Origin of the sequence: Streptomyces sp. Y2F8-2, assembly GCF_014905555.1 — a bacterium.
GTDB lineage: Bacteria > Actinomycetota > Actinomycetes > Streptomycetales > Streptomycetaceae > Streptomyces > Streptomyces cynarae.
Genome location: NZ_BNGS01000004.1, coordinates 425,528 through 448,491, shown reverse-complemented (window position 1 = coordinate 448,491; position 22,964 = coordinate 425,528). Strand labels below are relative to the sequence as shown.

The window sequence follows — 22,964 nt, the reverse complement described above, 5'->3', positions numbered from 1 at the left end:
GCCTGGAGGGGCGGGGAAGGCCCCGCATCGGCCGGTGCTTCCTCGACGGCGGCCTGACCCCCTGGCCGGTTGCCGCCTGTTGCGTTTCCGTGTGCGCCGGACACGAGCTTCAATTCTGACCCCATGCCTTGTATACGAATCACACGCACCGACGTATTGGACGTTCGTAGCTTTTCTCACATTTCGGGCACACGTCTCGTCCAGCAGAAGGGACAGGGAGAGGTGAAGGAGGGTGCGCGCGGCCGCCCCCACGAGTCGAAAGCGCCCGGCTCGCCCTGCTCGGCGGCACTGAGTTCGGCCGTCCACCACCGCACGTGGCGCCCACTCCCTACGCCTGGTGCGAGGCGGCGAAATGGGCCGTGGCGAGCACCCTGCCGTCGGACGACGTCAACCGGGCGCCGGTCAGCACCGAAGGGTCCACGGGGGCCGGGCCGCCCCAGTAGCCGTAGCCGTCGCGCAGGGTGAAGCTGCCGACCCGGACCGAGGTGCCGTCATCGCGCTCCAGCTGCAAGGAGACCGCACCGCTGTACGGAATCCCGGCGTCGGCGAGGTCGACGGTCATGTAGACCCAGCCCGGCGCACCCGGATGGGCGAAGACCTCCCCCGTCGACTGGCTGACCCGCGGGGACGTCAGTCCCGCCCAGAGCATGCGCGCTCCCGCCTCGGCCGGGTGCGAGGGCCCGGTCGTGACGCCCTCGATCGCCGTGCCGACCGCCCAACCCCCGAACCCGAAGACGAGGGCGAGCGCGGCCATGGCAGCGGCGGCCCTCAGCCGTACCCGTCCTCGCAGGCGCCGGTGCGGGAAGCCGGACCCGCGGGCCTGCGGGCGCCCCTCGCGCGCCGACGCGCCCTGTGTCAATGCCTCCGCCACCCGCGTCTCGAGCCCGACCGGCGGCTCACCGCACGGCAGCAGCCCGATCAGCCGGTCGCCGACGAGGGTCAGCTCCTCGATGTACTCCCGGCAGTCCGCACACCGTTCCAGATGAGCGACCGCCCCGGCCCGCTCACGCGCGGGAAGCACGCCGAGAGCCAGCTCGGGACCGTCCTCCCGCAACTGCTCGCAGGTCACGTCACGGCACATGGTCGCCTCACTTCGGAGACGCGAGGGTGGTGCGCAGCTTTCCCATCGCCGCCCTGATGCGCGTCCTGGCGGTGGCCAGCGGGATCTTCTCCCAGTCGGCGATCCGCTGGGCCGTCATTCCATAGATGCCCGCCATCACCAGGGCACGGCCCTGTTCGGGCGGGAGTTCCGCCACCGCCGCCCGCAGCCGGGACGACGCCTCGTCGGCGAGGGCCCGCTGCTCGGGTGTCTCGCTGACGACGTCCAGCATCGCGTCCAGGTCCTCGGGCGTCACCGGCTCCGGCCGCCGGGAACGGACGGCGTCGATGGCAAGGTTGTGGGCCATGGTCGTCAGCCAGGTCATCACCGACTCGCGGCGCGAGTCGTAGATCTGCGCATGACGCCACGCCCGCTCGAACGTCTGCTGGGCGATGTCCGCAGCGAGCTGCGGATCCCCGGTGACGGCTGTCGCGACACCGAAGACCCGGTGCTGGAACCTCCGTACGAAGCCGATGGCGAGCTCCGGATCACCGGTGGCCAGCCCGGACAGCAGAGCCTCGTCCGGGAGACGGCCCACGGAGAACCGGAACCTCTGCACATCAGTAGATACGGTCCGCAGTCGCCGCGGGATTGCGCGGCCGCCACCCCGCACTCCCAACGGGTCGCTGGATCAGCATCCCGAGAAGTCGCGACCGTGGTGGGCACCGACCTGCTGTCTCGTCCGCACGGCTGGCGCGCGTGTGGGCCGAGGGCAGCCGGCGCCACCACCGCCGTCACAGAATGATCACTACTTCTCCACGCCTCTCCCGCGAGTCGCACCCCAGGCGCTACCGTCGTCGCTTCTGACTCGTCCTGGGGGGACACATGGCCAACCCGTACATACCGCCGCCACCGCCTGCTCCGCCTGTCCGTCCGGCCCCGAAGTGGGCGCGGAAGCGGTACGTGCTGCCCGCGATCGGCTTCGCCTTCTTCCTCGGTATCGGCGCCGGCGCCGACGGGCAGAACGGCAACAGCGTCAAGACCGCGGCCGGTGAGCCGCGGCCGACCGCAACCGTCACTGCGACGACCACAGCGACAGCAACCGCGACGCCTGCGCCGAGGCCGACGCCGACTGTGACCAAGACGGTGCAGGTCAAGGTGACCGTCACCGCGCAGGCAGCCACCGACAGCAACTCCGGGTCCGGCAGCGAGAGCGACAGCCGGAGCGCTTCGGGTACCTGTTCGATCGTCTCCAACTCGGGGAACTGCTATTCCGCCGGCCAGTTCTGCCGCAACAGCGACCACGGAGCATCGACGACGGACGCCAGCGGTACGAGCATCACCTGCGCACCCAGCGGCAGCAGGTGGCGCTGGACCTACTCCTGACCGGTGACGGCAGACCGCAGCGCCGCTGCCGGCCCCGGCGCTGCAGGAACAGCGGCGCCTGCTCCTGGCTCGTCTTCGCCGAACGAGCAGGCGACGCCGGGCCGCAGGGCAACTGATAACGATCTTGGCGTACACCTTGTGTCACAGCTGGCCGTCCTTAGCCTACGGACATGGCATTTCTCTCAAGCCGCCGCAGAAGGGCACGTCTGGCGCCGGAACTCGACGACGAGCCCCTGCGCCGACTTCTGAAGTCCCTTGTCGCGACCACCAAGACCGGCACGATCGCGACGACGGACCTGTGCATAGCCCAGATGTCCCGCCTCATGAACCAGGAAACGGACGACTGGGACCGCCGTGCCCACCGCATGTCCGTCCTGGCGGACTACCTGTCCGCGTCGTATCTGCCGTCGAGTTGGGCCAGGCGTGAGCCCCGCAACGCGAACGCACTCGTCCTGCACGCATGGACGCGGCTCGTACAAGGCCGCTCCCAGGGGCACCTAGAGGATGCGGCCGAGGTCACCGAGAGCTGCTTCCGGGCCGCGGAGCTCGCACCGGAAGACCCCACTCCCTGGGTGGTGCTGCTGGGTGTGTCCCGCCTTGAGCACTGGGCGCAGCAGCAGGTGTTCGCCGTGTGGAACGAGGTGTTGGCACGCGACCGTTGGAACCGCGAGGCGTACCTGAGCATGCTGCGCTATCTCAGCCCCGAGGAAGCAGGTTCGCGCATCCAGGTGCTGGAGTTCGTCGACGCCCTGTGCGCCCGCATGCCCGCGAACGCGCCCTGCGCGGCAACGGAACTCACCGCCCAGGTCCTGCAGTACCACGCCGTCCTCGCGCGAGGCGGAATCGAAGCGCTGGTGGCGCGCAACCACTGGTCCCACGGGCCTGCGGCTCAGGCTCTCGACCGTGCGGCCCACAGCTGGGTCCAGCCGGCGTTCTTCCGCCATGCCGCGGCCCTTGCCGACCTGAACCTCCTCGCCTACGCGCTGACGACGGCCGACCGATGGCAGGAGGCCCGTCCGGTCTTCGAGGCACTCCATGGCACGGTCACCGGCTGGCCCTGGCACACCGGCGGCGACCCCCTGACCGAGTTCGAGCAGGCACAGAACAGGGCCGCCGGGTGACCGAACCCTCCCGAGGCCATCATCGGTCGGGGCAGTCGCCCGCCCCGGCACGGGCGGCGACCGCGGCCGTCACGATGGCGACGGCGCCCTCTCCGCCCGACGTGGCTCGCCGGTCGTACTCGTCATTCCCGCGCCTCCGTCACCCGCCCTCGTCACAGAGCGTCCACGCCGGCGGTGGCTGGTTTCCGCTGATCGACTCGCCGGCTGAAACGCTCCCCCGGCCAGCTGGCGTGCATCTGGTTCGCCATGGCTTGCTGCCCGTTTTCAGCAGCGCAGTGCCTCGAAGGCGCGCCGTGCGGCGGTTCCGATCGCGAGGTCGATGTCCGGCGCCAGGCCGGCCCGGCGGTCGGATCGGGTGAGCGCGGCCATCGCAACCCGATCTCCGGATTCGGCCTCCACCACGCCGATCTCATGGCGCAGATGAAGGAATGTGCCTGTCTTCCCGCTCATCCGGAGTGTGTCCGCGCGCAGTTCGCTCGCCAGTCGCTGCGTGAAAACCTGCAGTCCCATCAGTCGGCGCAGTTCGGCGGTCGCGTCGGGATGGGCGATCCGGTCCCGCCACACGCGCTGCAGCAGGTCGACGAGTGCTGTGGCGGTGCCGACGTTGGCGTAGGCCGGATCCAGTGTCTCGATGGTGTGCCGCCCCGTGCGGTCGTCACGGACGGCCAGTTCCAGGGCCAGTGAGAAGTCGTCGCCGGCGGCACCCGCGGCGCACTCGTACATCCGGTTCAACCGGTGCCGCACCCGGATGCCCGCACACTCCCAAGCGCGCAGGCGGGCGTCGACGTCCTCGACCGGAACCAGATCGAACAGCGCGTCAGCGCTCGCGTTGTCGCTCACCGAGAGCATCATCAGGAGCAGGTCGCCGACGGCCACGGTGGCGGGGTACCCGAACGCCGCGAGACCCGTGGATCCGACGCTGCTCGTGGCCGGGTCGACGGTGACCGGCCGAGCCGGATCGAGTTCCCCGGTCGCGATCCGGTCCAGCGCGACGAGGGCGAGCGGGACCTTGACCACCGAGGCGAGGGGCACCGGTTCATCGACGTCGAAGCCGAACTGCTCCCCGGTGTCGATCCGGCGGGCGAGGAAGGACCCGCGGACACCGAGGGACGCCCAGTCCGCGGCGATCGCCTCGGCGACGTCGAGAAGGTCACCGTCGTCGGCGACATGGGCAGGGCGGTACTGCGGGCGGGCGTTCATCCGCGCGCCGCCAGTCGCAGCGAAGCATCCTCACCCGTGGCCACGGACGGTGCCGTGTGCTGCCCGGTCGTGGCACCGACCGCGGCTGCCAACAGCGCCACCAGCCAGTCCGGCACGGGCGCCGGGCCACGCTGAGGTGGTCCGGCACCCGGTTCGTATCCCCGGTGCAGCGACGTGTCGCCCAGCGGCGACCAATCCGCCCCGTGACGCCGTGCGAACGGCTCGGCGCACAGCAGCGTCACCCGCCCGGCGAGGGTCTCGGCGAGCGCGGTCGCCACCGGTCCGGCCGGACGCACCAGACCTTCCGGAAGCCCGGCCCGCGCGGCCGCGCGGCGCAGCCGGTCCTGTGCGTAAGGGAGTTGGTCCTCTGCCGTCGTGAGAATCGGAACCGCCGACCGCTGCTCGCGCGTCGCGTCGCGGCCGCGGCGGGGCCGCAGGTCTTCCAGGTGGACCGCGCGCGGACGAGGCCGCTGCCGGGCCTCGGCCGGGCCGTCGTACCTCCCGTCCGGCGCGTCCGGCGCGGACGCGAGGCCGAGCGGCACCCTGAGCGCCGCGCTCTCCGGGGGAACGCGCAGCAGCGCGTACGCCAGCGATCCGTCGGCCAGGCGGGCCTCCCGTTCCTGTGGCGGCAGTTCGTGCACGCCCAGGGTGGTGCCGTGCTCGGCGCCGGCACGGATGATGCGTGCCAGCGCGGCCGGGCCGCAGTCCCCCGGGACTCCGACGGCACATACCGCCGACTGCCGGACTGATCGCGCGACGTGCCGCAGCCGCTGAGTCCGGTCCAGTACGTCCTGGGCGTACGGCAGCAGGAGCACGCCGAACTCGGTGGTCGCCACCTGCCGCCGCGATCGATCGAACAGCAGGCCGCCGAAGTGTGTCTCCAGCGTCTTGATACGCCGGCTGAGAAGGGGCTGGGCTATCCCGAGCCGATCGGCCGCGCGCGAGAAGCTCGTCTCCTCGACGACCGCGACGTACGCCTCGAGATGCGCCAACAGGTCCACGCTGCAGTCATATCAATAAGTGATGCAGCCTTGAAAGTTCCCTCTTGGACATGAGTGGGTTTCCGCTGCTTCGCTGGCCCTCGTCGAAGCTTCGAGGAACCGACGACGGACCACCGGGAGAACTCTGCGTATGACCAGTGCCACCCCTCTGCCGCGGCGCGGCCTGTTCAAGGCCGGCGTCGCCGTTTCCACAGCCGTACTCCTCCCCGCCCTGGCAGCACCGGCCGCATCGGCGGCGGAGCACGCCGGACTGGGCGACCCCGAAGGCGAGTTGCGCGATCTGGAGCAGCGGTACGCCGCCCGCCTGGGCGTGTACGCCCGTGACGTCCGCACCGGGCGGGTCGTGTCCCACCGGGCGCAGGAGCGGTTCGCGATGTGCTCGACGTTCAAGGCGTTCGCCGCGGCGGCGATCCTGCGCGACCACGATCGCTGCTCGCCGTTGGACAAGGTGATCCACTACCCACCGGCGGACCTGCTGCCCAACTCTCCGATCACCGAACAGCACGTCGACACCGGCATGACGGTGGGCGACCTGTGCAAGGCCGCCATCCAGTACAGCGACAACACGGCGGGGAACCTCCTGCTGCGCCAGATCGGCGGGCCGGCCGGCCTCACCCGGTTCTTCCGCTCGGTCGGCGATCCGGTGAGCCGGCTCGACCGCTGGGAAACAGACCTGAACACCGCCGTCCCCGGCGACCTGCGCGACACCACCACACCGGAGGCGATCGGCAGGAGCTTCGAACGGCTGACGCTGGGCAGGGCACTGGCCGGCACCGATCGCCGGCAACTCGTCACCTGGCTCAAGGGCAACACCACCAGCGCCGAACGGTTCCGCGCCGGGCTGCCGCAGGACTGGATCGTCGCGGACAAGACGGGCACGGGTGACTACGCGACCGCCAACGACATCGGCGTCGCCTGGACGACGAGGAACACACCGATTGTGCTGGCCGTGCTGTCGTCGAAGGCCACACGGGACGCCCCGGTCGACAACACGCTGATCGCCGCCGCGGCCCGCATTGTGGCGCGCGCCCTCGCCAAGGGCGAGTGACCTACCGCCCCGCTGCCGACCGTTCAGGGAGCGACGGATCGCTCCGCCGCAGGGGCACCAGGGGGCAGTTACCTCTACGACCTGAATGAACTGACCGCGGTGCACACTTCACGGTGCCGGCGTCCCCATCGCGGCCGCCGGCACCGCCGTTCAGTCCGGCACCTCACGATGCCGGAGGCAGGCTGTCCGTCACCATGTCGGGAACGAGATGGCCTAGGAGGCTGACGCGGAGGCCGAGGTGCTCGGCAGCGGAGGCAGGGTAACCGTCGGCGTGGGGGTCGGGCTCGGGGTGACGGTAGGGGTGGGCGTCGGCGTCGGAGTCGGCGTGGGGGTCGGAGTCGGCGTGGGCAGGCCGCTGCCGTTCAGCACGGCCTCGATGTAGTTGTTCAGGGCGGTCACGAAGGCGGCGACCGCCGCAGACACCTGGTCGGCGTCGCCGGAACCGAGCGCCTGCACGAGGTCGTCGATCGCCTTCTGCAAGGCGGCCAGCGCATCGCTCGCCGGGTCCGCGGCCACAGTTGCCGAGGTCTCTGCCCGCAACTGGGCGAGGGCGTCCTGCGCGGCGCCGCCGAGCCTTTCGGCCTCGGCGGCGGGCAGTCGGCCGTTGTCGGCCTCCAGTACGGCGTTCGCCAGGTCGGCGACCGGGGCGAGCCGGGGGTCGCGCAGGCTCTTGAGCTGTGCCAGAAGCGCGTCCGCGCCGGCTACGGGTGTGTACGGAGAAGCCGCATGGCTGCGCTCGCCGGCCGAGTCGCCCGCCACCGCCACGGGGCCGGCGACACCGACCAGGAAGGCGGCGCAGAGCACGGTGCAAGCGGTACGTCGTGAGGGCAGACCAAACATGGGTGTTCCCTTCGGTGAACATCGGATCTTGAGCCCACCGTGTAAGAACTCGTGGCCGTCTGCAACCGATCGGTCACCCAGCGAATCCACCCGCGGCCCCGCCATCGCCGCATCGTGCCTGATGAGGTGGCCGGACAACGCCCACTCACTTCGCGGACCTGTTCGGCGGAACGGCGCCGTCGGCCCTGCCGAGACAGACCTGCATCGAGGAGGCGGTTTCACATCCGGGTATGTGCAGCGCAACGGCCAGAGGTCGACCGCGCCTGGATGGCGGCTACGGGACGCGGGTTCAGGCGCCGGCGGCGGTGACGACCGCGTCGGTGGCGAAGCCGAGCAGGAGACCCAGCAGGATGCACCAGGTGGTGAGGGTCTTGAGTCCGGCCCTGCGGGCGACGGCCAGCAGTTCGATGACCACGTAGAGGATCGACCCGGCGGCGAGGCCGAGGAAGGCGATCGACAGGGTGTCGTCGACCAGGTGCCGGCCGACGAGTGTGCCGAGGAAGGTGGGGCCGCCGCCGATCAGGCCGAGCCACAGCAAGGTGAGCCAGGAGGGCCGTTCGCCCTCGGCGGCCAAGGGGGCGACGATGCCGAAGCCCTCGGTGGCGTTGTGCAGGCCGAACCCGATGATCAGCAGGAGGGCGAGGGAGAGTTCGCCCTTGGCGGCGGAGTTGCCGATGGCCAGGCCCTCGGCGAAGTTGTGCAGACCGATGCCGGTGGCGATCATCAGCGCGAGGGAGCCGGCCTGGCTGCGCGTCCTGGGTGCCAGTTCGGCGGTGGCGGCGGCACCGGGACCCGCGGGCCGTGCGGCGGCGGTCCGACGGCGGGTCATCCAGGCGTCGTAGTGCACGAGCCCGGCGAGTCCGATCGTCAGGCCCACGGCCAGGGTGGCTCCCCCGGACGCGACCGTTGCCCACTCGTGCTTGCCCAGCGCCTCGTCGACCGGCTCCCAGGCATGGCTCAGCACGTCCCACACGAGGAAGGTCAGGATGCCGATGGCCACGGCGTTCAGGGCCGCCTTGAGACGGGGGGTCGGGGTGCGCAGGCGGCCGATCGGGAGGCCGAGGTAGATGGTGAAGCCTGCGATCGCGCCGAGCAGGGTGATGTTCGCGCTGGACATGGGGACGCTCCGGTCTGACGTGCGGGGACCCGCTGAACCTAAGTCAGGCGAGCCTTACCTAACAACTCCCGGAGTGCGACTTCAAAGAAGCTTGGCGATGTCATTACCGAGTGGTGCGGCAAGCCGTTCACACCCTCACCCGCGGGGTCGGTGCCGACGCAAGGCGGTCCTCTCCGAAACAAACGGGATTCGGCGGTTTTCGCCCAATCTGTTTGGCGATATGATGGAGCCGTGGGACTGGATCACACCTCGCTGACCACCCTCGCCGCCCTCGGCGACGATCTGCGCCGCCGTATGTTCGAGTTCATCCGACAGGAGCGGCGCCCGGTCACGCGCGAGGAGGTGGCCGACAGCGTCGGGATCTCCCGCAAGCTGGCCGCGTTCCACCTGGACAAGATGGTGGCGGTCGGCCTCCTCCAGGCCCACTACGAATCCCCCACCGGCATCCGCAAGGTCGGCCGCAGGCCCAAGGTCTACGAGCCGGCGGCCGACGCCATCTCGGTGAGCATCCCCGAGCGTCGCTACGGAATGCTCGCCGACGTCCTGACCGAGGCCGTCCTGACCGAGACCGAGGCCGAATCCGCCCGTGACGCCGCGCTCCGCGTGGCATACAGGCGCGGGGAAACACTGGGCGGCGCCGAACGCACACGGACTCGCCCCGGACGGCTCGGCGCCGAGCGGGGGCTGAGCCTGGCCGCCGACACGCTCGAGGAGTTCGGGTACGAGCCGGAGCGCGCCGCTCCCGCCCTGCTGCGGCTGCGCAACTGCCCCTTCCACCCCCTGGCGGCCAAGGCTCCGGAACTGGTCTGCGCCGTCAACCAGGCTTTCCTGGCCGGCTATCTGCACGGCCTGGGGAGCGACAAGACCACAGCGGTGCTCGCCCCGCGACCCGACGCGTGCTGCGTCGAACTGCGCGCGGACAGCGTGTCAGAAGGCCCTTCGGCACCGGGAACCGCCTGCGCGCGGTGAACCGACGGCAGGACGGCCCGCGCCCGGAGCATCCTTCGTCGATGCCGTGTGGTGTCCGTCGTCGGCCAGGGGACCCGTCGCCTGGTCCGGCCGGGGAGGCGCCCCCCGTACGTGCTCACGGGAACATCTCATGGTTACCAAGAGTCATGTGCGCCGGGCTTCGGCTCCCGCGGAACCGGAAGTGCGGCACACCGCCACAGCAAGGTCGTTCGCGCCCGACTTCGGACTCCTGCTCATCAGGTTGACCTTCGGACTGCTGATGGCCGGGCACGGCGCGCAGAAACTGTTCGGGCTCTTCGGCGGCAAGGGCCTGACCGCGACCGGGCAGGGGTTCGCAGCCCTCGGTTACCGCCCGGGAAAGGTCCTCGCCGCGATCTGCGGTCTGTCCGAGTTCCTCGGCGGGCTCGGACTGGCCGTGGGGTTGCTCACCCCGCTCGCGGCCGCCGCGCTCATCGGCGTGATGATCAATGCCATGGCGACCGTGACCGGCGCCCACGGCCCGTGGGAGACCGACGGCGGTGTGGAGTACAGCGTCTGCATCGCCGTCGTCGCGCTGGCCGTCGCCGCCATCGGCCCCGGGCGGCTGGCCATCGACCGGCTCTTCCGCTGGGGTTCCGGCGGCTGGGCCGAGGGCGCCTTGGCCCTGGGCCTGGGCGGAATCGCTGCCGCCGTCACGCTCAGCCTCTGAGTCCGGGGCGGCCGTCACCCGCAACCCGTGAGCGGGAGCCCAAGTCCGGTCCGCGGGTGGCGGCGTCAGCCCGACCGTACCGTCAGCCCCGACCGTGCCGTCCGGCCCGCGCCCGACCAGCTGGAACGTCGGCGACATCCGTACACCCGCCGTGACTTCGCGCGCTCGGAACGCCGACGGGGTCGATGGCGGCGTCGGTGGCGGAGTGGTGAAGAGCCACAGGACCCGCTGCCCTCCGGCCCGTTTGCGCACAGGCGTTCCTCCGTCCCCACATCACGGGTCTGGGTGTCTTGACGACCCGGCCTCAATAAGACCAAGATTTGTTAGTGAAATAGGAGGCCGCGATGACCTGCAGGTCGCCGACTGGCTGCAGACCCATCTGGAGCCCAAGGGCGTCGGTGTGGTGGTCGAGGCCGAACACACCTGCATGACCCTGCGCGGCGTCCAGGCCACCGGCTCCAGCACCATGACCTCGACCCTGCTCGGGCTGCTGCGTTCCGACGCCCGCTCCCGAAGCGAATTCCTCGCCCTGACCGGGGTTGCCTCGTGAGGTCTCCGGATACGTGACGTGTCCGCATATGCGACTTGCCGGATATGCGACGTCCCCGGACGTGTGACTCGGTCGGCACCGCTCGGTCGTGTCGCGGATCGCCCCCGGCCGGTCGTCATGGCAGGGCGAGGACGTCGTCGATCGCGGACCGGATCTCCTCGTCCTGCAGGAACGCCCGGTAGTCCCGGTACATCGACAGCCGCCGGTCGTACTCCCGGACCGTACGCAGGGTTGCCCGCACCACCAGCGCTGCCCTCCGCACCTCGGGCCGGGGGCCCGCCAACAGCGCCCGGAACCCGGGGCAGTGCAGCCGCCAGGCCTCGTGCCGGCGCTCGTCCACCTGGGCCGGTTCGGCTTCGGTCGCCGTCCTGGCCAGGCTCACCAGCAGCTCGACGAGCGTGACCGAGGCGCCCCTGTCCGGATGACCGGCGAGGGCAACGACGAACGGCAGCGCGGCGGTCGCGACGGAGGCCACGCGTCCGGTGCCCAGCGCGAGGCAGTTGGCGCGAGACAGTCGTACGGCGGGTAGCAGTCCTCCTCGGTCGCCGCCCCGCCCTTCAGCGCGAGACGCCACAGGGCCTGCCGCATGTCGTTGGCCGGGTGGCATTCGAGCGCCGACTCCAGCCGTTCCCAGGGCACATCGTCCAGCGCCTCCAGCGCGATGCCTGCCACTCACGCCCCCGTGACCTCGGCCGATCGGTCAGGCGGACATCCTGCCATCGAAGGGCAGGACCACTGCCGCCCCACCCACCACGAGGTACCGGTTGCCGAGCCACCCCGATCTCCTCCACGGCCCTTGAAGCGCCGGCCGGCCATCGTGACGGATCAGGATTCGAGAAGCGCCGGTCACCGCGGCCCGCCTAAGGTGACCTCCACGGATTCCGGCATTCCTTCGAGGATCGCGAGGACGTGGGACGCGGCGGGATGCATTGATCACGGTCGGCTCCGCCGATCGGCCCGGCACTGGGAAGGCCGGCCGTTACGCTCGAAGCCGGTCTGATCGAGCCAGGCGATCCTCACGGAGACCGCGAAGGCGGCCCGCCCGACAGATGGAGACACATGAGCATGGTCACGAGGACGGACACGCAGTTGGACACGCAGTCGCCTGCGCCTCACGTCGCCGACAGCCACGATCTGATCCGCGTGCACGGCGCGCGCGAGAACAATCTCAAGGACGTCAGCGTCGAAATACCGAAGCGTCGGCTGACGGTGTTCACCGGCGTCTCCGGCTCGGGCAAGAGCTCTCTGGTGTTCGACACGATCGCCGCGGAGTCGCAGCGGCTGATCAACGAGACCTACAGCGCCTTCGTGCAGGGCTTCATGCCGACACTGGCACGGCCCGAGGTCGACGTCCTCGACGGGCTGACCACCGCGATCATCGTCGACCAGCAGCGCATGGGTGCCGATCCCCGCTCCACGGTCGGCACCGCGACCGACGCCAATGCGATGCTGCGCATCCTCTTCAGCCGGCTCGGGCAGCCGCACATCGGCTCGCCGCAGGCGTTCTCCTTCAACGTCGCCTCGATCAGCGGGGCGGGCGCGGTCACGATCGAGCGCGGCGGGAAGACCGTGAAGGAGCGGCGCGATTTCCAGATCACGGGCGGCATGTGCCCGCGCTGCGAAGGCCGGGGCACGGTGACCGACATCGACCTCACCCAGCTCTACGACGACACCAAGTCGCTCGCCGGGGGTGCGATCACGATCCCCGGCTACAACGCGGGCGGCTGGAACATGCGACTCTACAAGGACTCGGGGCTCCTCGACCCGGACAAGCCGATCCGCGAGTACACCGAGACCGAGCTGCACGACTTCCTCCACCACGAGCCGACCAGGATGAAGATCAGCGGCATCAACATGACCTACGAGGGGCTGATCCTCCGGGTCCAGAAGTCGTTCCTGGCCAAGGACCGGGAGGCGATGCAGCCGCACATCCGGGCGTTCGTGGACCGGGCGGTCACCTTCACCGCCTGCCCCGACTGCGGCGGCACCCGGCTGAGCGAGGCGGCCCGGTCGTCGAAGATCAAGGGGATCAGCATCGCCGACGCCTGCGCGATGCAGATCAGTGACCTGGCGGAGTGGGTCCGCGGCCTGGACGAGCCGTCGGTGGCCCCGCTGCTCGCGAAGCTGCAGCACACGCTCGACTCGTTCGCGGAGATCGGCCTCGGCTATCTCTCGCTGGACCGGCCGTCGGGCACGCTGTCGGGCGGCGAGGCGCAGCGCGTGAAGATGATCCGCCACCTCGGCTCCCCTCTCACCGACGTGACCTACGTCTTCGACGAGCCCACCACGGGCCTGCACCCGCATGACATCCAGCGGATGAACCAACTGCTGCTGCGGCTGCGGGACAAGGGCAACACGGTGCTCGTCGTGGAGCACAAGCCGGAGGTGATCGCGATCGCCGACCACGTCGTCGACCTCGGCCCGGGCGCCGGTACGGCGGGCGGCTCCGTCTGCTTCGAGGGCTCCGTCGAGGGCCTGCGGGCCGGCGGCACCATCACGGGCCGCCATTTCGACGACCGGGCCGCGCTCAAGGACACGGTCCGCAAACGCACCGGCACTCTGGAGATCCGCGGCGCGACGACGCACAACCTCCAGGGCGTCGACGTCGACATCCCCCTCGGGGTGCTGGTCGTCGTCACCGGCGTCGCCGGCTCCGGCAAGAGCTCCCTCGTCCACGGGTCGATCCCCGCCGGCGCGGGGGTGGTGTCGATCGACCAGGGCGCGATCCGCGGCTCCCGGCGGAGCAACCCCGCGACGTACACGGGACTCCTCGAGCCGATCCGCAAGGCGTTCGCGAAAGCCAACGGAGTGAAGCCGGCACTGTTCAGCGCCAACTCCGAGGGCGCCTGCCCGACCTGCAACGGCGCCGGCGTCGTCTACACCGACCTGGCGATGATGGCCGGGGTCGCCACCACCTGCGAGGAGTGCGAGGGGAAGCGATTCCAGGCATCGGTACTGGAGTATCACCTCGGTGGCCGCGACATCAGCGAGGTGCTCGCGATACCGGTGGCCGAGGCCGAGGAGTTCTTCGGCAGCGGTGAGGCGCGCACGCCGGCCGCGCACGCCATCCTGCGGCGGCTCGCCGACGTCGGGCTCGGCTACCTCACCCTCGGCCAGCCGCTCACCACCCTGTCCGGCGGTGAGCGGCAGCGGCTCAAGCTGGCCACTCACATGGCCGAGAAGGGTGGCGTCTACGTTCTCGACGAACCGACCGCCGGCCTGCACCTCGCCGACGTCGAGCAGTTGCTCGGGCTGCTCGACCGGCTCGTCGACTCCGGCAAGTCGGTCATCGTCGTCGAGCACCACCAGGCCGTCATGGCGCACGCCGACTGGATCATCGACCTCGGCCCCGGCGCCGGCCACGACGGTGGCCGCATCGTCTTCGAAGGCACACCCGCCGACCTGGTCGCCGCCCGCTCCACCCTCACCGGCGAGCACCTCGCGGACTACGTCGGCAACTGAGCGGGGCGCTCGCACGCACCGGGAGACCGGTCCTGAGTAGGAGCGGCACAGCAGTCAACGGTGAGATCGATCTTGCAGTTCGGGAAGCGGCCCGGTGCGCTGGGTGACCAGATGGCCGTCCTGTTCCTTCTCGGCTCCGGGCCCGCCGACGAACTGCGGCTGCCGGGTCGCGCAGCGGACGCAGCGTCCTCTGTGCCGGCCCCGACTACCGGATCACGGCTGCTCCCTCTGTCAGCAACTCTGCCAGGTGGTCCGCGAATTCGACGAGCCAGTCCCGTCGTGCTCCACCGCGGGCTCTGCGGAATCCATGACGGCGGCCCCAGAACGCGGCCTGAACGGCGTGGAACTGGGCCCAGCGCCGGACACGGGCGCGATCGACGTCCGCCGTCTCGGCGAAGATGTCCAGGACGCGGTGGACAGCCCGACGTAGGTCGTCCGCTTCGAGGAGCGCCAGGGCGCGCGACTTGAGGAGCGTGCCGCCGTCGTAGGCGGGATCCCCGGCATACCCCTTGGGATCGACGGCCAGCCAAGGTTCACGGTCGCCACGCAGGATGTTGCCGGCGTGGAGGTCGCCGTGCAGGAGAAGGTCCGGCTGGGCATGACCCAGATCTCGGACGGTCGCCACGGCGGCGTCCACGACATGCCGCGGCAATGCGTGAGCCAGCTCCGCGGCGTCCTTGCGCAGCTGCTCCTCCCAGGCATCGGCCTGATCACGCAGCCGGGGCAGGCCGGGCGGGGCGGGAACAGCCAGGCGGCGACTGATCAACCCCGCGACCGTCACCACCTCGTCGCCGTCTTCTACCTCCGCCAGCGTCGATGTATGGACCCGCTCGAGCAGCATCGCGAAACGGTCGTCGTCGCGCCCGTGCAGCAGGACGGCTCCGCGCCCACCCCAGGCCACGAACGCATCCGGCTCATGCACGTTCCCGGGATGAGGAAACGACACCTTCACGACTGCTGTGGCGCCGTCTTCCCGTCGGACCGGAACGATGATCCCGACACCCCCGTGCATGACCTCGCCGTCCGGCCCACACCCCCAGTGCCGCAGCAAGTCGTCCGCGAGCTGCGGCAGTTCGGCGAGCCATGCCGCTCCCGCCTCCCCTTCACGCTCCACCGTGGTCCGCGCGAACGCTTCCGGTACCTCGATCATGCGGGAACCTTATGCGCCTGCGCGCCAGGGACGCCAAGCACGGGCCGCAGCCCACGGCGAAGCCGCGTCTCTTCGGGTTCAGGCCCTGGCCTCGGATGCGGATGGTCTCAGCGATGTCCGCCAGGGAGGCGAGGCCCCAGCCAGTGGTCCGGGCCATAGAGATCACTTGCGAACATGTCAACCTGTCACATCTGCGGGATGTGCGACCAGTTGGGCCATACACCTGCCGGCGGCCGGCATTGACTTCACCCGAATGCACGCCGACGTGCATGGATAATTTGGTCATACTTCATGATGATCAACCTGTCGGCTCGAAGGTCATGACCATGGAGGCAAAAGTGCGTCAGCACGTGAAAATTGGAGTAGCAACGGCTGTTACAGCCCTCGCCCTGTTTGGTGGCGCCTCACCGGCCAGCGCATGCTCAGAAGCCGATGCGGACCCCGAACTGGCGAACGTGGTCGGCAGCGACCTGGCCGAGCAGCTCACCTGTCAGGTCGGTGAGGGCAATAAGAACATCACCATCAATCAGACCAACAACATTTCGGTCGGAGGCGATGTGGACGGCGATCTCAACGATTTCATCTTCCCTCCGGAGCTGGACTGAGGTCCCTGTGAACGGTCAGTCGAGGAATCGTTTTCAGCGGTCCGCTCGGAGGCATCGAATGGCTGCCTTGCCGACAGGTACAGGCAACGACTGACCGGCTCCGGCACAGCCACCGGGCGGATCAGCCGCCGGCCAGGAGCATGAGGAACCGGGTTTCCGCGTCGTCCCGCCCCGCGCACATTCCGGGGACCGCATTGACGGCTGCCAGCGCCCGGCACCATCGCAGCACACGATGGGGAGACTGGCCGGGAACCATCCTCGCCAGCTGCTCGATCCGCTGCTCCAACGCAGCGAAGCTTGTGACTCCCGCAAGTACCCAGTCCACAGCGTCGAAGTCCGGGTCGCCCCACGCAGGCCGCGGATCGATCGCCACCATGCGGGCGCCCGGACCGGACAGGACGTTGGCCGGGTGCAGATCACCATGGACGAGTCCCACAGGTCCGCCGGTGGCGAGTTCCAGGGCGGACGCCCGGGCCTGTTCGAGCACCGCCGGGGCGAACAGACCGTCCGCGCCGGCCGCCGCCAGCCTCCGGTCGGTCAGGTCGAACACGAAGTTGATCCGATGTGAGAGAGGCCGCAGTACCGAGTGCTCCCCCGGCACGGGAGCAGAGCCCCGAAGGTCCCGCAGCAGGGCCGCGAGGCGGGGCAAGTTCCAGGCGAGCTGCCGCACCGGCACTCCCGGCTCGACGTTCTCCAGTAGCAGGGCGCCGGCGGCGAGGTCGTCGGTCAGCAGAGTGACAACCGACGGCGTCTTGGCCCAGGCCCGCAGGGCTTCGGCTTCCTCCCGGGCGATGGCGGGCTGCGGTGTGAGTTTCAGCCACGCCGAGGTGCCCGTGTCACGTCTCAAGCAGCGGAACACCCGTGAGGTGCCTCCCCCACCGGTCGCGACGACATCCAGGTTCCAGCGAGCAGCGAGTTCGCCGACGAGAGCCGGCAACGCGTCACACCAGTCCAGCACCTCGACTCCGAACCGCACGACGAGCCGGTCCCGGACCTCCGGCGCGACGCAGGCCAACTCTCTCAACACGTCCCCCGCAGGTGGTCGATGCAGTCCTTCGCATCCTAGGCCTGGCTGAAACCGCAAACAGTTCTTCGCGAAGAAGTCTTTGCGAAGAACTGTTCGCGGTCTAGGGTGCGCGACATGACTGACACAAGCGCCGGGCCGGACGCCCTGCGAGTCGAAGCAGACACGGTTGTTCTGGATGCCAAGGGGCTGCGCGCCCTCGCGCACCCCGTGCGAGTCCAGTTGGTCGGGCTGCTCCGGAAGTACGGCCCGTCCACCGCTACCCGCCTCGCGGAACGGCTCGGCGTGAACTCCGGTACGGCCAGCTACCACCTGCGCCAGCTCGGGGCGGCCGGCTTCGTCGAGGAGGACACGGCACGCGGCAACGCGCGCGAGCGCTGGTGGCGTTCCGTACATCAGGCGACGGAACTCAACGACCGGGACCTGGCTGACCGAGAGCCCGAGGCCACACTGGCCTTTCTGCAGTCCGTCGCCGCCACTTACACCCTTCGCACCCAGCGGGCGCTGAACGAGTTGCAGACGATGCCGCGCGCCTGGCGGGACACCTTCGACATGAGCGACTGGGCGCTACGGCTGACGCCCGAAGAAGCCGTGGCCCTGCGCGAGGAGTTGCGGGCCGTCATCGCCCGCTATCGACGCGATACGCCGGAGGCGGCCGCGAGCGCCCCCGATGGAGCCGAGCGGATCGGTGTGGTCACGCAACTCCTGCCCGAACTGGACGCGCCCGCACCGAAGCCGCATCGCAGTCCTGAGACGGTGACAGGAGCGGGGAGGTCATGACGGAGAGTGTCTCGGGCGCCGACGGCATACCCGGCAGGCGGTCCTTACGCCCGCTGGGCGGGGTACTGGCCGCCATCGCCGTGTCGCTCACCGGTACGCGGGTCTCGGCCGTCGCACTGCCCTGGTTCGTGCTCGTCACGACCGGCAGCGTCACCCGGACCGGACTGGTCGCCTTCTGCGAGATGGCCCCGTACGTGGTGGTCAAGGCGTTCACCGGGCCACTCGTGGACCGGATCGGTCCACGGTCCGTCTCCTGGACCACCGATCTGGCCAGCGCCACCGCCGCCGCTGCGGTTCCCCTGTTCCATGCCCTGCATCTGCTCTCCTTTCCGCTCCTGCTCGCCCTGGTCGCGCTCATCGGCGCGGTTCGCGGCCCCGGCGACCTGGCCAAGGAGGTGATGGTTCCGGAGGCAGCCGAGCGCGGCCGGGTCCCACTGGAACGAGCCACCGGTCTGGCCGGCGTGACCGAGCGGCTCGCATCCACCGTCGGCCCTGCGGCCGGTGGCTCAATGGTGGCGCTGCTCGGCCCCCTGTCGGGACTTGTCGTCAACGCGGGCTGCTTCGCGCTCGGATCGTTGATCATCGCGGTTGCGCTGCCTCGCGGCATGGGGCATGCGATCGAGGAAACCTCGTCGCAGGCCGGGGCGACGGGGCCGGGCTACTGGCGGCGGTTCGGCGAGGGCTTCACCTTCCTTCGCGGCGAGCTGTTGCTGCTCACCGTCATCGTCATGGTCGGGGTCACCAACCTCCTGGACGCGGGGTTCACCACGGTGCTCATCCCTGTCTGGGCCAAGGAGTCCGGCAACGGGCCCACCGCGATCGGCCTGGTGGGCAGCGTGGGCGGGGCCGCTGCGGTCGGTGGCAGCCTGGTCGCCGCGATGGCCGCGCACCGGCTGCGGCGCCGGGTTGTGTTCTTCACCGGATTCCTGCTGGCCGGGGCGCCGAGATTCCTGATCCTCTCCTTCGATGCGCCGATGGGGGCGGTACTGGCCGTGTTCGCGGTCAGTGGATTCGGTGCGGGCTTCCTCAACCCGGTACTGGGGGCCGTGCTCTTCGAGCGGGTGCCGCGCCGGATGCTGGGCCGGGTCAACGCGCTCGGTGACTCGCTGGCCTGGGCCGGTATCCCGCTGGGTGGGCTGATCGCTGGGGCGGCGGTGGCCTCCGCCGGGCTTGTGCCGGTGCTCCTCGCCGGTGGGGCAGCGTACTTCCTCACCACCAACCTGGCCGGGCTGCGGCCGGAATGGCGCGAGATGGACCGCGTGGGCGGGCGAGGCGCCCGGGAAGGGGGACCTGAGGAGGACGCCCAGTGGACCGATGCGCATCTCACGACATGACGGCGAGAGGCTTGTCCATCCGCAGGGGACGGCAAAAAAGGGAAAGGCAACGAGGTCACCCACTCCTTGCCACTCTCAACGTATAGCGCACTGGGGGGCTTGCGGCAAGGCCCCCGTCGTACCGCAGAATCATCGGCCGAAGGTCAGATGCTGCGGAAATGGGGGGATCACGAAGTGCGTGTTCTTTTGATGAGCTATGGGTCGCGCGGAGACGTCGAACCCGTGGCGGCACTCGCGGTGGCACTCCGGGAGCTCGGCGCCGAGGCGCTGGTGTGCGCGCCACCGGACGAGGAGTTCGTCGAACTGCTGGACGGTGTCGGTGTGGAGCACGTGCCGTTCGGTCCGTCGGTGCGCGCGCTGGTGAGCGGGACGAAGCCGCCGACGCCCGAGGACGCCTTCCGGGTCGCGGCCGAGTTGGTCGACGCCCACTTCGGCCCGGTCGCCGAGGCGGCCGAGGGATGCGACGCACTGGTGGCGACCGGCCTGATGCCGGCCGGCGCGCGGTCGGTGACCGAGAAACTCGGGATCGGCTACGTCTGCGCCTGCTTCCATCCGTTCTCGCTGCCGTCGGCTCACTACCCGCCGCCGGGACGGCCGGGCAAGCCGTTCCCGCCGGGCGAGACCGACAACCGGGTGCTGTGGGCTCTCGACGCCGAGAAGGTGAACGCGCTGTACGGCGAGGCGCTCAACAACCACCGGGCGTCGATCGGCCTGCCGCCGGTGGCCAACGTCCGCGACCACGTCTTCACCGACCACCCGTGGCTTGCGGTGGACCCGGTCCTGGAGCCGCGGCTGGACCTCACGGACCTGGACGTCGTACCGACCGGCGCGTGGATCCTGCCGGACGAACGCCCGTTGCCGGACGAGCTGTCGGCATTCCTGGAGGCCGGCGAACCGCCGGTGTACGTGGGCTTCGGCAGCATGCGCATGCACGGCTCGCCGGACGTCGCCCGGGTGGCCATCGAGGCGGTCCGCGCGCAGGGCCGCCGGGTCCTCGTCGGGCGCGGCTGGGCCGACCTGGCGCTGATCGACGACCGGGACGACTGCTTCGTCGTCGGCGAGGTCAACCATCAGGCACTGTTCCCACGGGTGGCCGCCGTCGTCCACCACGGCGGCGCGGGCACCACGACGACGGCCACCCGGGCCGGGGCGCCCCAAGTGGTCGTACCCCAGATCGTGGACCAGCCGTACTGGGCCGGCCGCGTGGCCGAGCTGGGCATCGGCGCGGCGCACGACGGTCCGACTCCGACCTTCGAGTCCCTTTCGGCCGCGCTCGGGACGGCCCTGGCCCCGGGGACCCGCGCACGAGCGGCCGCCGTGGCCGGGACGATCCGCACCGACGGAGCGAGGGTGGCCGCGAAGCTCCTGCTCGACGCGGCGGGCTGAGCAGGACCGTTGGCCGACCACACCGGAGCTGATGACGTGAACCCCCTGACCACCAGCGCTTTCGACCTTCCCGACCGCCTCTCGCCCAAGGCCGATCCGGCGCTGATCGCCCGCGACGAGCGGCAGTTCGCGGCCATCGCGGAGAGCCTCGCGCTGACGATCGCCGAACTGTCCGACCGTCTCGAAGCCGAGCTCAAGGCGCCCGGCGGCACGGGCCAGCAGGCGATGGACCGGGACATCGAGGTCCACCGGCTGAACGGACGGCTGCGCACCCTGCGCCGCTTCGGCTTGGACCTGTGCCTCGGGCACATGGTCCGCGCGGACGACCCCGACCCCGTGTACGTCGGACGACTGGGCCTCACCGACGATGCGGGCCGCCGGCTGCTGGTCGACTGGCGCTCCCCGGCGGCCGAACCGTTCTTCGCGGCGACCCACGCCAACCCGATGGGCCTGGCCAGCCGCCGCCGGTATCGCTGGACCGGCGGCCGGATCAGCGACTACTGGGACGAGGTGTTCACCGCCGACGGGCTCGAAGGGCACGCGGCACTCGACGACCAGTCCGCGTTCATCGCCAGCCTGGGCACCAACCGCTCGGAGCGGATGCGGGACGTGCTCGCCACCATCCAGGCCGACCAGGACGCCGTCATCCGGGCCGGATCCCGGGGCGCCCTCGTCGTCGACGGCGGTCCGGGCACGGGCAAGACGGTCGTCGCGCTGCACCGCACTGCCCACCTCCTCTACTCCGACCCCCGCCTCGGTCACCGTCGCGGCGGCGTGCTGTTCGTCGGTCCGCACCGGCCGTATCTGGCCTACGTCTCCGACGTCCTGCCCAGCCTCGGCGAGGAGGGCGTGCAGACCTGCGTCCTGCGGGACCTCGTCGCCGAGGGAGCGGGAGCAACGGTCGAGACCGACCCGGAGGTTGCCCGCCTGAAGTCGTCCGCGGACATGGTGAGGGCGATCGAGCAGGCCGTTCGGTTCTACGAGGAGCCGCCCGCCGAGGGGATCACGGTCACGGTCGACTGGTCCGACATCCGGCTCACCGCCGACGACTGGGCCGAGGCCTTCGAGGCGCCCGAGCCGGGCACTCCGCACAACGAGGCGCGCGACCAGGTCTGGGAGAAGCTGGTCGCGATCCTGAGGGACAAGTACGACGGCGACGTCTCCCCCGACCTGTTCCGCAGGGCGCTGCGCCAGGACGAGGAGCTGAACGCGGCCCTCGGCCGCGCGTGGCCGCTGCTCGAGGCGGCTGACCTCGTCGGAGACCTGTGGTCGGTACCGGCCTACCTGCGGATGTGCGCTCCCTGGCTCGGTCCCGACGAGGTCCGCACGCTGCAACGCGCGGACCCCCAGGCCTGGACGGTGTCCGATCTGCCCCTCCTGGACGCGGCACGGCAGCGGCTCGGCGACCCGGAGGCGTCCCGGCACAGGCGCCGGCGGGAGGCCGCGGTCGCCGCCGAGCGTGAGTACCGGGCCCAGGTCACCGAGAACCTGCTCAGGACCGATGACGACTGGCAGGGCATGCTGATGACGATGCTGACCGGGCAGGACCTTCAGAACAGCCTGGTCGACGAGGACGCGCTGCCGCGGACCGAACCCGACCTGCTCGCGGGCCCGTTCGCGCACATCGTCGTGGACGAGGCTCAGGAACTGACCGACGCGGAGTGGCAGATGCTGCTGCTCCGGTGCCCGTCCCGGAGCTTCACCATCGTCGGGGACCGCGCCCAGGCCAGGCACGGATTCGCGGAGTCGTGGCAGGAACGGCTCGAGCGTATCGGGTTCGACCGGATCAACCTTGCCTCACTGAGCATCAACTACCGGACGCCGGAAGAGATCATGGCGGAGGCCGAGCCGGTCATCCGGGCCGCACTCCCGGACGCCAACGTGCCGACCTCCATCCGCAGCAACGGCCTCCCCGTCGTACACGGGTCGGTTTCGGATCTGGGCTCGGTCCTCGACGCCTGGTTCGTCGCGCATGCCGACGGGATCGCCTGCGTCATCGGCGACCCCACGTTCCGCGAGACGTCCCGTGTCCGGTCGCTGACGCCGGAGCTGGCGAAGGGGCTCGAGTTCGACCTGGTCGTGCTCATCGACCCGGAGGGGTTCGGCAAGGGCGTCGAGGGAGCGGTCGACCGCTATGTGGCGATGACCCGAGCGACCCAGCAACTCGTCATCCTCACAAGCTCCTGACGTCGACCGGACACACGTCCGCTCCCGGCCGAGTCGGTGAGCATGACGGCAGGGCCCGGGCTCGCCGCCTGGGCCCT

20 protein-coding genes and 1 pseudogene are annotated in these 22,964 nt (G+C 70.3%); 12 read left to right on the top strand and 9 right to left on the bottom strand.

The features are described from left to right. Nucleotides 1-328: 328 nt before the first annotated feature. Together SY2F82_RS16385 and SY2F82_RS16380 are read right to left on the bottom strand one after the other, a co-directional pair. Complete coding sequence (locus SY2F82_RS16385; protein ID WP_200419809.1) at nucleotides 329-1,081, bottom strand: anti-sigma factor; 753 nt, start codon at nucleotides 1,079-1,081, stop codon at nucleotides 329-331. 7 nt (nucleotides 1,082-1,088) lie between these two features. After that, nucleotides 1,089-1,637: an RNA polymerase sigma factor gene (locus SY2F82_RS16380; protein ID WP_374707166.1), complete on the bottom strand. Its 549-nt coding sequence runs from the start codon at nucleotides 1,635-1,637 to the stop codon at nucleotides 1,089-1,091. 287 nt (nucleotides 1,638-1,924) lie between these two features. Here SY2F82_RS16380 and SY2F82_RS16375 point away from each other — a divergent pair, with 287 nt between their 5' ends. Together SY2F82_RS16375 and SY2F82_RS16370 are read left to right on the top strand one after the other, a co-directional pair. Then, entirely contained in the window at nucleotides 1,925-2,425 is a 501-nt protein-coding gene (locus SY2F82_RS16375; protein WP_200419807.1) for a hypothetical protein, read from the top strand. A gap of 170 nt (nucleotides 2,426-2,595) precedes the next feature. After that, complete coding sequence (locus SY2F82_RS16370) at nucleotides 2,596-3,546, top strand: hypothetical protein (RefSeq protein WP_200419806.1); 951 nt, start codon at nucleotides 2,596-2,598, stop codon at nucleotides 3,544-3,546. A gap of 264 nt (nucleotides 3,547-3,810) precedes the next feature. Here the strand turns inward: SY2F82_RS16370 and SY2F82_RS16365 are convergent, their stop codons facing one another. Together SY2F82_RS16365 and SY2F82_RS16360 are read right to left on the bottom strand one after the other, a co-directional pair. Continuing rightward, on the bottom strand, nucleotides 3,811-4,746 hold the full coding sequence (locus SY2F82_RS16365) for a serine hydrolase (RefSeq protein WP_200419805.1): 936 nt from the start codon (nucleotides 4,744-4,746) through the stop codon (nucleotides 3,811-3,813). Next, nucleotides 4,743-5,747, bottom strand: coding sequence for a LysR family transcriptional regulator (locus SY2F82_RS16360; RefSeq protein ID WP_200419804.1), 1,005 nt, complete (start codon nucleotides 5,745-5,747; stop codon nucleotides 4,743-4,745). Before SY2F82_RS16360 ends, SY2F82_RS16365 begins: the two co-directional genes overlap by 4 nt. A gap of 130 nt (nucleotides 5,748-5,877) precedes the next feature. Here SY2F82_RS16360 and bla point away from each other — a divergent pair, with 130 nt between their 5' ends. Continuing rightward, nucleotides 5,878-6,795, top strand: a complete 918-nt coding sequence (gene bla, locus SY2F82_RS16355) for a class A beta-lactamase (protein WP_200419803.1) — start codon at nucleotides 5,878-5,880, stop codon at nucleotides 6,793-6,795. Nucleotides 6,796-7,008: 213 nt separating this feature from the next. Here bla and SY2F82_RS16350 read toward each other — a convergent pair whose 3' ends face one another. Both SY2F82_RS16350 and SY2F82_RS16345 read right to left on the bottom strand, forming a co-directional pair. Further along, entirely contained in the window at nucleotides 7,009-7,599 is a 591-nt protein-coding gene (locus SY2F82_RS16350; RefSeq protein ID WP_200419802.1) for a hypothetical protein, read from the bottom strand. A gap of 325 nt (nucleotides 7,600-7,924) precedes the next feature. After that, on the bottom strand, nucleotides 7,925-8,752 hold the full coding sequence (locus tag SY2F82_RS16345) for a ZIP family metal transporter (protein WP_200419801.1): 828 nt from the start codon (nucleotides 8,750-8,752) through the stop codon (nucleotides 7,925-7,927). A gap of 231 nt (nucleotides 8,753-8,983) precedes the next feature. Here SY2F82_RS16345 and SY2F82_RS16340 point away from each other — a divergent pair, with 231 nt between their 5' ends. The 3 genes and pseudogenes from SY2F82_RS16340 to SY2F82_RS16330 all read left to right on the top strand — a co-directional run. Continuing rightward, nucleotides 8,984-9,721: a metalloregulator ArsR/SmtB family transcription factor gene (locus tag SY2F82_RS16340; RefSeq protein ID WP_200419800.1), complete on the top strand. Its 738-nt coding sequence runs from the start codon at nucleotides 8,984-8,986 to the stop codon at nucleotides 9,719-9,721. 130 nt (nucleotides 9,722-9,851) lie between these two features. Then, nucleotides 9,852-10,409, top strand: coding sequence for a DoxX family protein (locus SY2F82_RS16335; protein WP_200419799.1), 558 nt, complete (start codon nucleotides 9,852-9,854; stop codon nucleotides 10,407-10,409). Between the two features lie 352 nt (nucleotides 10,410-10,761). Beyond that, a pseudogene (locus SY2F82_RS16330) lies at nucleotides 10,762-10,959 on the top strand (GTP cyclohydrolase I); the annotation flags it as partial. A 115-nt stretch (nucleotides 10,960-11,074) separates the two neighbouring features. Here the strand turns inward: SY2F82_RS16330 and SY2F82_RS16325 are convergent. After that, the gene (locus tag SY2F82_RS16325) at nucleotides 11,075-11,434 is read right to left on the bottom strand and encodes a hypothetical protein (protein WP_200419798.1); all 360 of its coding nucleotides are present in this window, start codon (nucleotides 11,432-11,434) and stop codon (nucleotides 11,075-11,077) included. 584 nt (nucleotides 11,435-12,018) lie between these two features. Between SY2F82_RS16325 and SY2F82_RS16320 the strand changes: the two genes are divergently transcribed. After that, nucleotides 12,019-14,421 (top strand): excinuclease ABC subunit UvrA, encoded by a 2,403-nt coding sequence (locus SY2F82_RS16320; RefSeq protein ID WP_200419797.1) that lies wholly within the window; start codon nucleotides 12,019-12,021, stop codon nucleotides 14,419-14,421. 205 nt (nucleotides 14,422-14,626) lie between these two features. Here the strand turns inward: SY2F82_RS16320 and SY2F82_RS16315 are convergent, their stop codons facing one another. Next, the gene (locus tag SY2F82_RS16315; protein ID WP_200419796.1) at nucleotides 14,627-15,571 is read right to left on the bottom strand and encodes an aminoglycoside phosphotransferase family protein; all 945 of its coding nucleotides are present in this window, start codon (nucleotides 15,569-15,571) and stop codon (nucleotides 14,627-14,629) included. Between the two features lie 269 nt (nucleotides 15,572-15,840). On the opposite strand from SY2F82_RS16315, the gene SY2F82_RS16310 reads away from it, so the two are divergent. Beyond that, on the top strand, nucleotides 15,841-16,176 hold the full coding sequence (locus SY2F82_RS16310; protein ID WP_200419795.1) for a hypothetical protein: 336 nt from the start codon (nucleotides 15,841-15,843) through the stop codon (nucleotides 16,174-16,176). Nucleotides 16,177-16,297: 121 nt separating this feature from the next. Here the strand turns inward: SY2F82_RS16310 and SY2F82_RS16305 are convergent, their stop codons facing one another. Beyond that, nucleotides 16,298-17,200, bottom strand: a complete 903-nt coding sequence (locus tag SY2F82_RS16305; RefSeq protein WP_200419794.1) for an aminoglycoside phosphotransferase family protein — start codon at nucleotides 17,198-17,200, stop codon at nucleotides 16,298-16,300. A 117-nt stretch (nucleotides 17,201-17,317) separates the two neighbouring features. Here SY2F82_RS16305 and SY2F82_RS16300 point away from each other — a divergent pair, with 117 nt between their 5' ends. The 4 genes from SY2F82_RS16300 to helR all read left to right on the top strand — a co-directional run bounded on the left by SY2F82_RS16300 (nucleotide 17,318) and on the right by helR (nucleotide 22,887). Further along, a complete protein-coding gene (locus SY2F82_RS16300; protein WP_200419793.1) occupies nucleotides 17,318-17,980 on the top strand; it encodes a transcriptional regulator in 663 nt (220 codons plus the stop codon). Further along, the gene (locus tag SY2F82_RS16295) at nucleotides 17,977-19,314 is read left to right on the top strand and encodes an MFS transporter (RefSeq protein ID WP_200419792.1); all 1,338 of its coding nucleotides are present in this window, start codon (nucleotides 17,977-17,979) and stop codon (nucleotides 19,312-19,314) included. Before SY2F82_RS16300 ends, SY2F82_RS16295 begins: the two co-directional genes overlap by 4 nt. 174 nt (nucleotides 19,315-19,488) lie before the next feature. Further along, nucleotides 19,489-20,700 carry a glycosyltransferase gene (locus SY2F82_RS16290; protein ID WP_200419791.1) on the top strand — a complete coding sequence of 404 codons (1,212 nt, stop codon included), beginning with the start codon at nucleotides 19,489-19,491 and terminating at the stop codon, nucleotides 20,698-20,700. A 36-nt stretch (nucleotides 20,701-20,736) separates the two neighbouring features. Then, entirely contained in the window at nucleotides 20,737-22,887 is a 2,151-nt protein-coding gene (gene helR, locus SY2F82_RS16285) for an RNA polymerase recycling motor ATPase HelR (RefSeq protein ID WP_200419790.1), read from the top strand. The last annotated feature ends 77 nt before the right edge of the window (nucleotides 22,888-22,964 follow it).

Excerpts from the sequence above, each read along its gene's own strand:
- SY2F82_RS16295 (WP_200419792.1), top strand. The coding sequence starts at position 17,977 with ATGACGGAGAGTGTCTCGGGCGCCGACGGCATACCCGGCAGGCGGTCC.
- SY2F82_RS16315 (WP_200419796.1), bottom strand. The coding sequence starts at position 15,571 with ATGATCGAGGTACCGGAAGCGTTCGCGCGGACCACGGTGGAGCGTGAA.
- SY2F82_RS16385 (WP_200419809.1), bottom strand. The coding sequence starts at position 1,081 with ATGTGCCGTGACGTGACCTGCGAGCAGTTGCGGGAGGACGGTCCCGAG.
- bla (WP_200419803.1), top strand. The coding sequence starts at position 5,878 with ATGACCAGTGCCACCCCTCTGCCGCGGCGCGGCCTGTTCAAGGCCGGC.
- SY2F82_RS16375 (WP_200419807.1), top strand. The coding sequence starts at position 1,925 with ATGGCCAACCCGTACATACCGCCGCCACCGCCTGCTCCGCCTGTCCGT.
- SY2F82_RS16370 (WP_200419806.1), top strand. The coding sequence starts at position 2,596 with ATGGCATTTCTCTCAAGCCGCCGCAGAAGGGCACGTCTGGCGCCGGAA.
- SY2F82_RS16310 (WP_200419795.1), top strand. The coding sequence starts at position 15,841 with ATGGATAATTTGGTCATACTTCATGATGATCAACCTGTCGGCTCGAAG.
- SY2F82_RS16320 (WP_200419797.1), top strand. The coding sequence starts at position 12,019 with ATGAGCATGGTCACGAGGACGGACACGCAGTTGGACACGCAGTCGCCT.
- SY2F82_RS16365 (WP_200419805.1), bottom strand. The coding sequence starts at position 4,746 with ATGAACGCCCGCCCGCAGTACCGCCCTGCCCATGTCGCCGACGACGGT.
- SY2F82_RS16300 (WP_200419793.1), top strand. The coding sequence starts at position 17,318 with ATGACTGACACAAGCGCCGGGCCGGACGCCCTGCGAGTCGAAGCAGAC.
- SY2F82_RS16335 (WP_200419799.1), top strand. The coding sequence starts at position 9,852 with ATGGTTACCAAGAGTCATGTGCGCCGGGCTTCGGCTCCCGCGGAACCG.
- SY2F82_RS16345 (WP_200419801.1), bottom strand. The coding sequence starts at position 8,752 with ATGTCCAGCGCGAACATCACCCTGCTCGGCGCGATCGCAGGCTTCACC.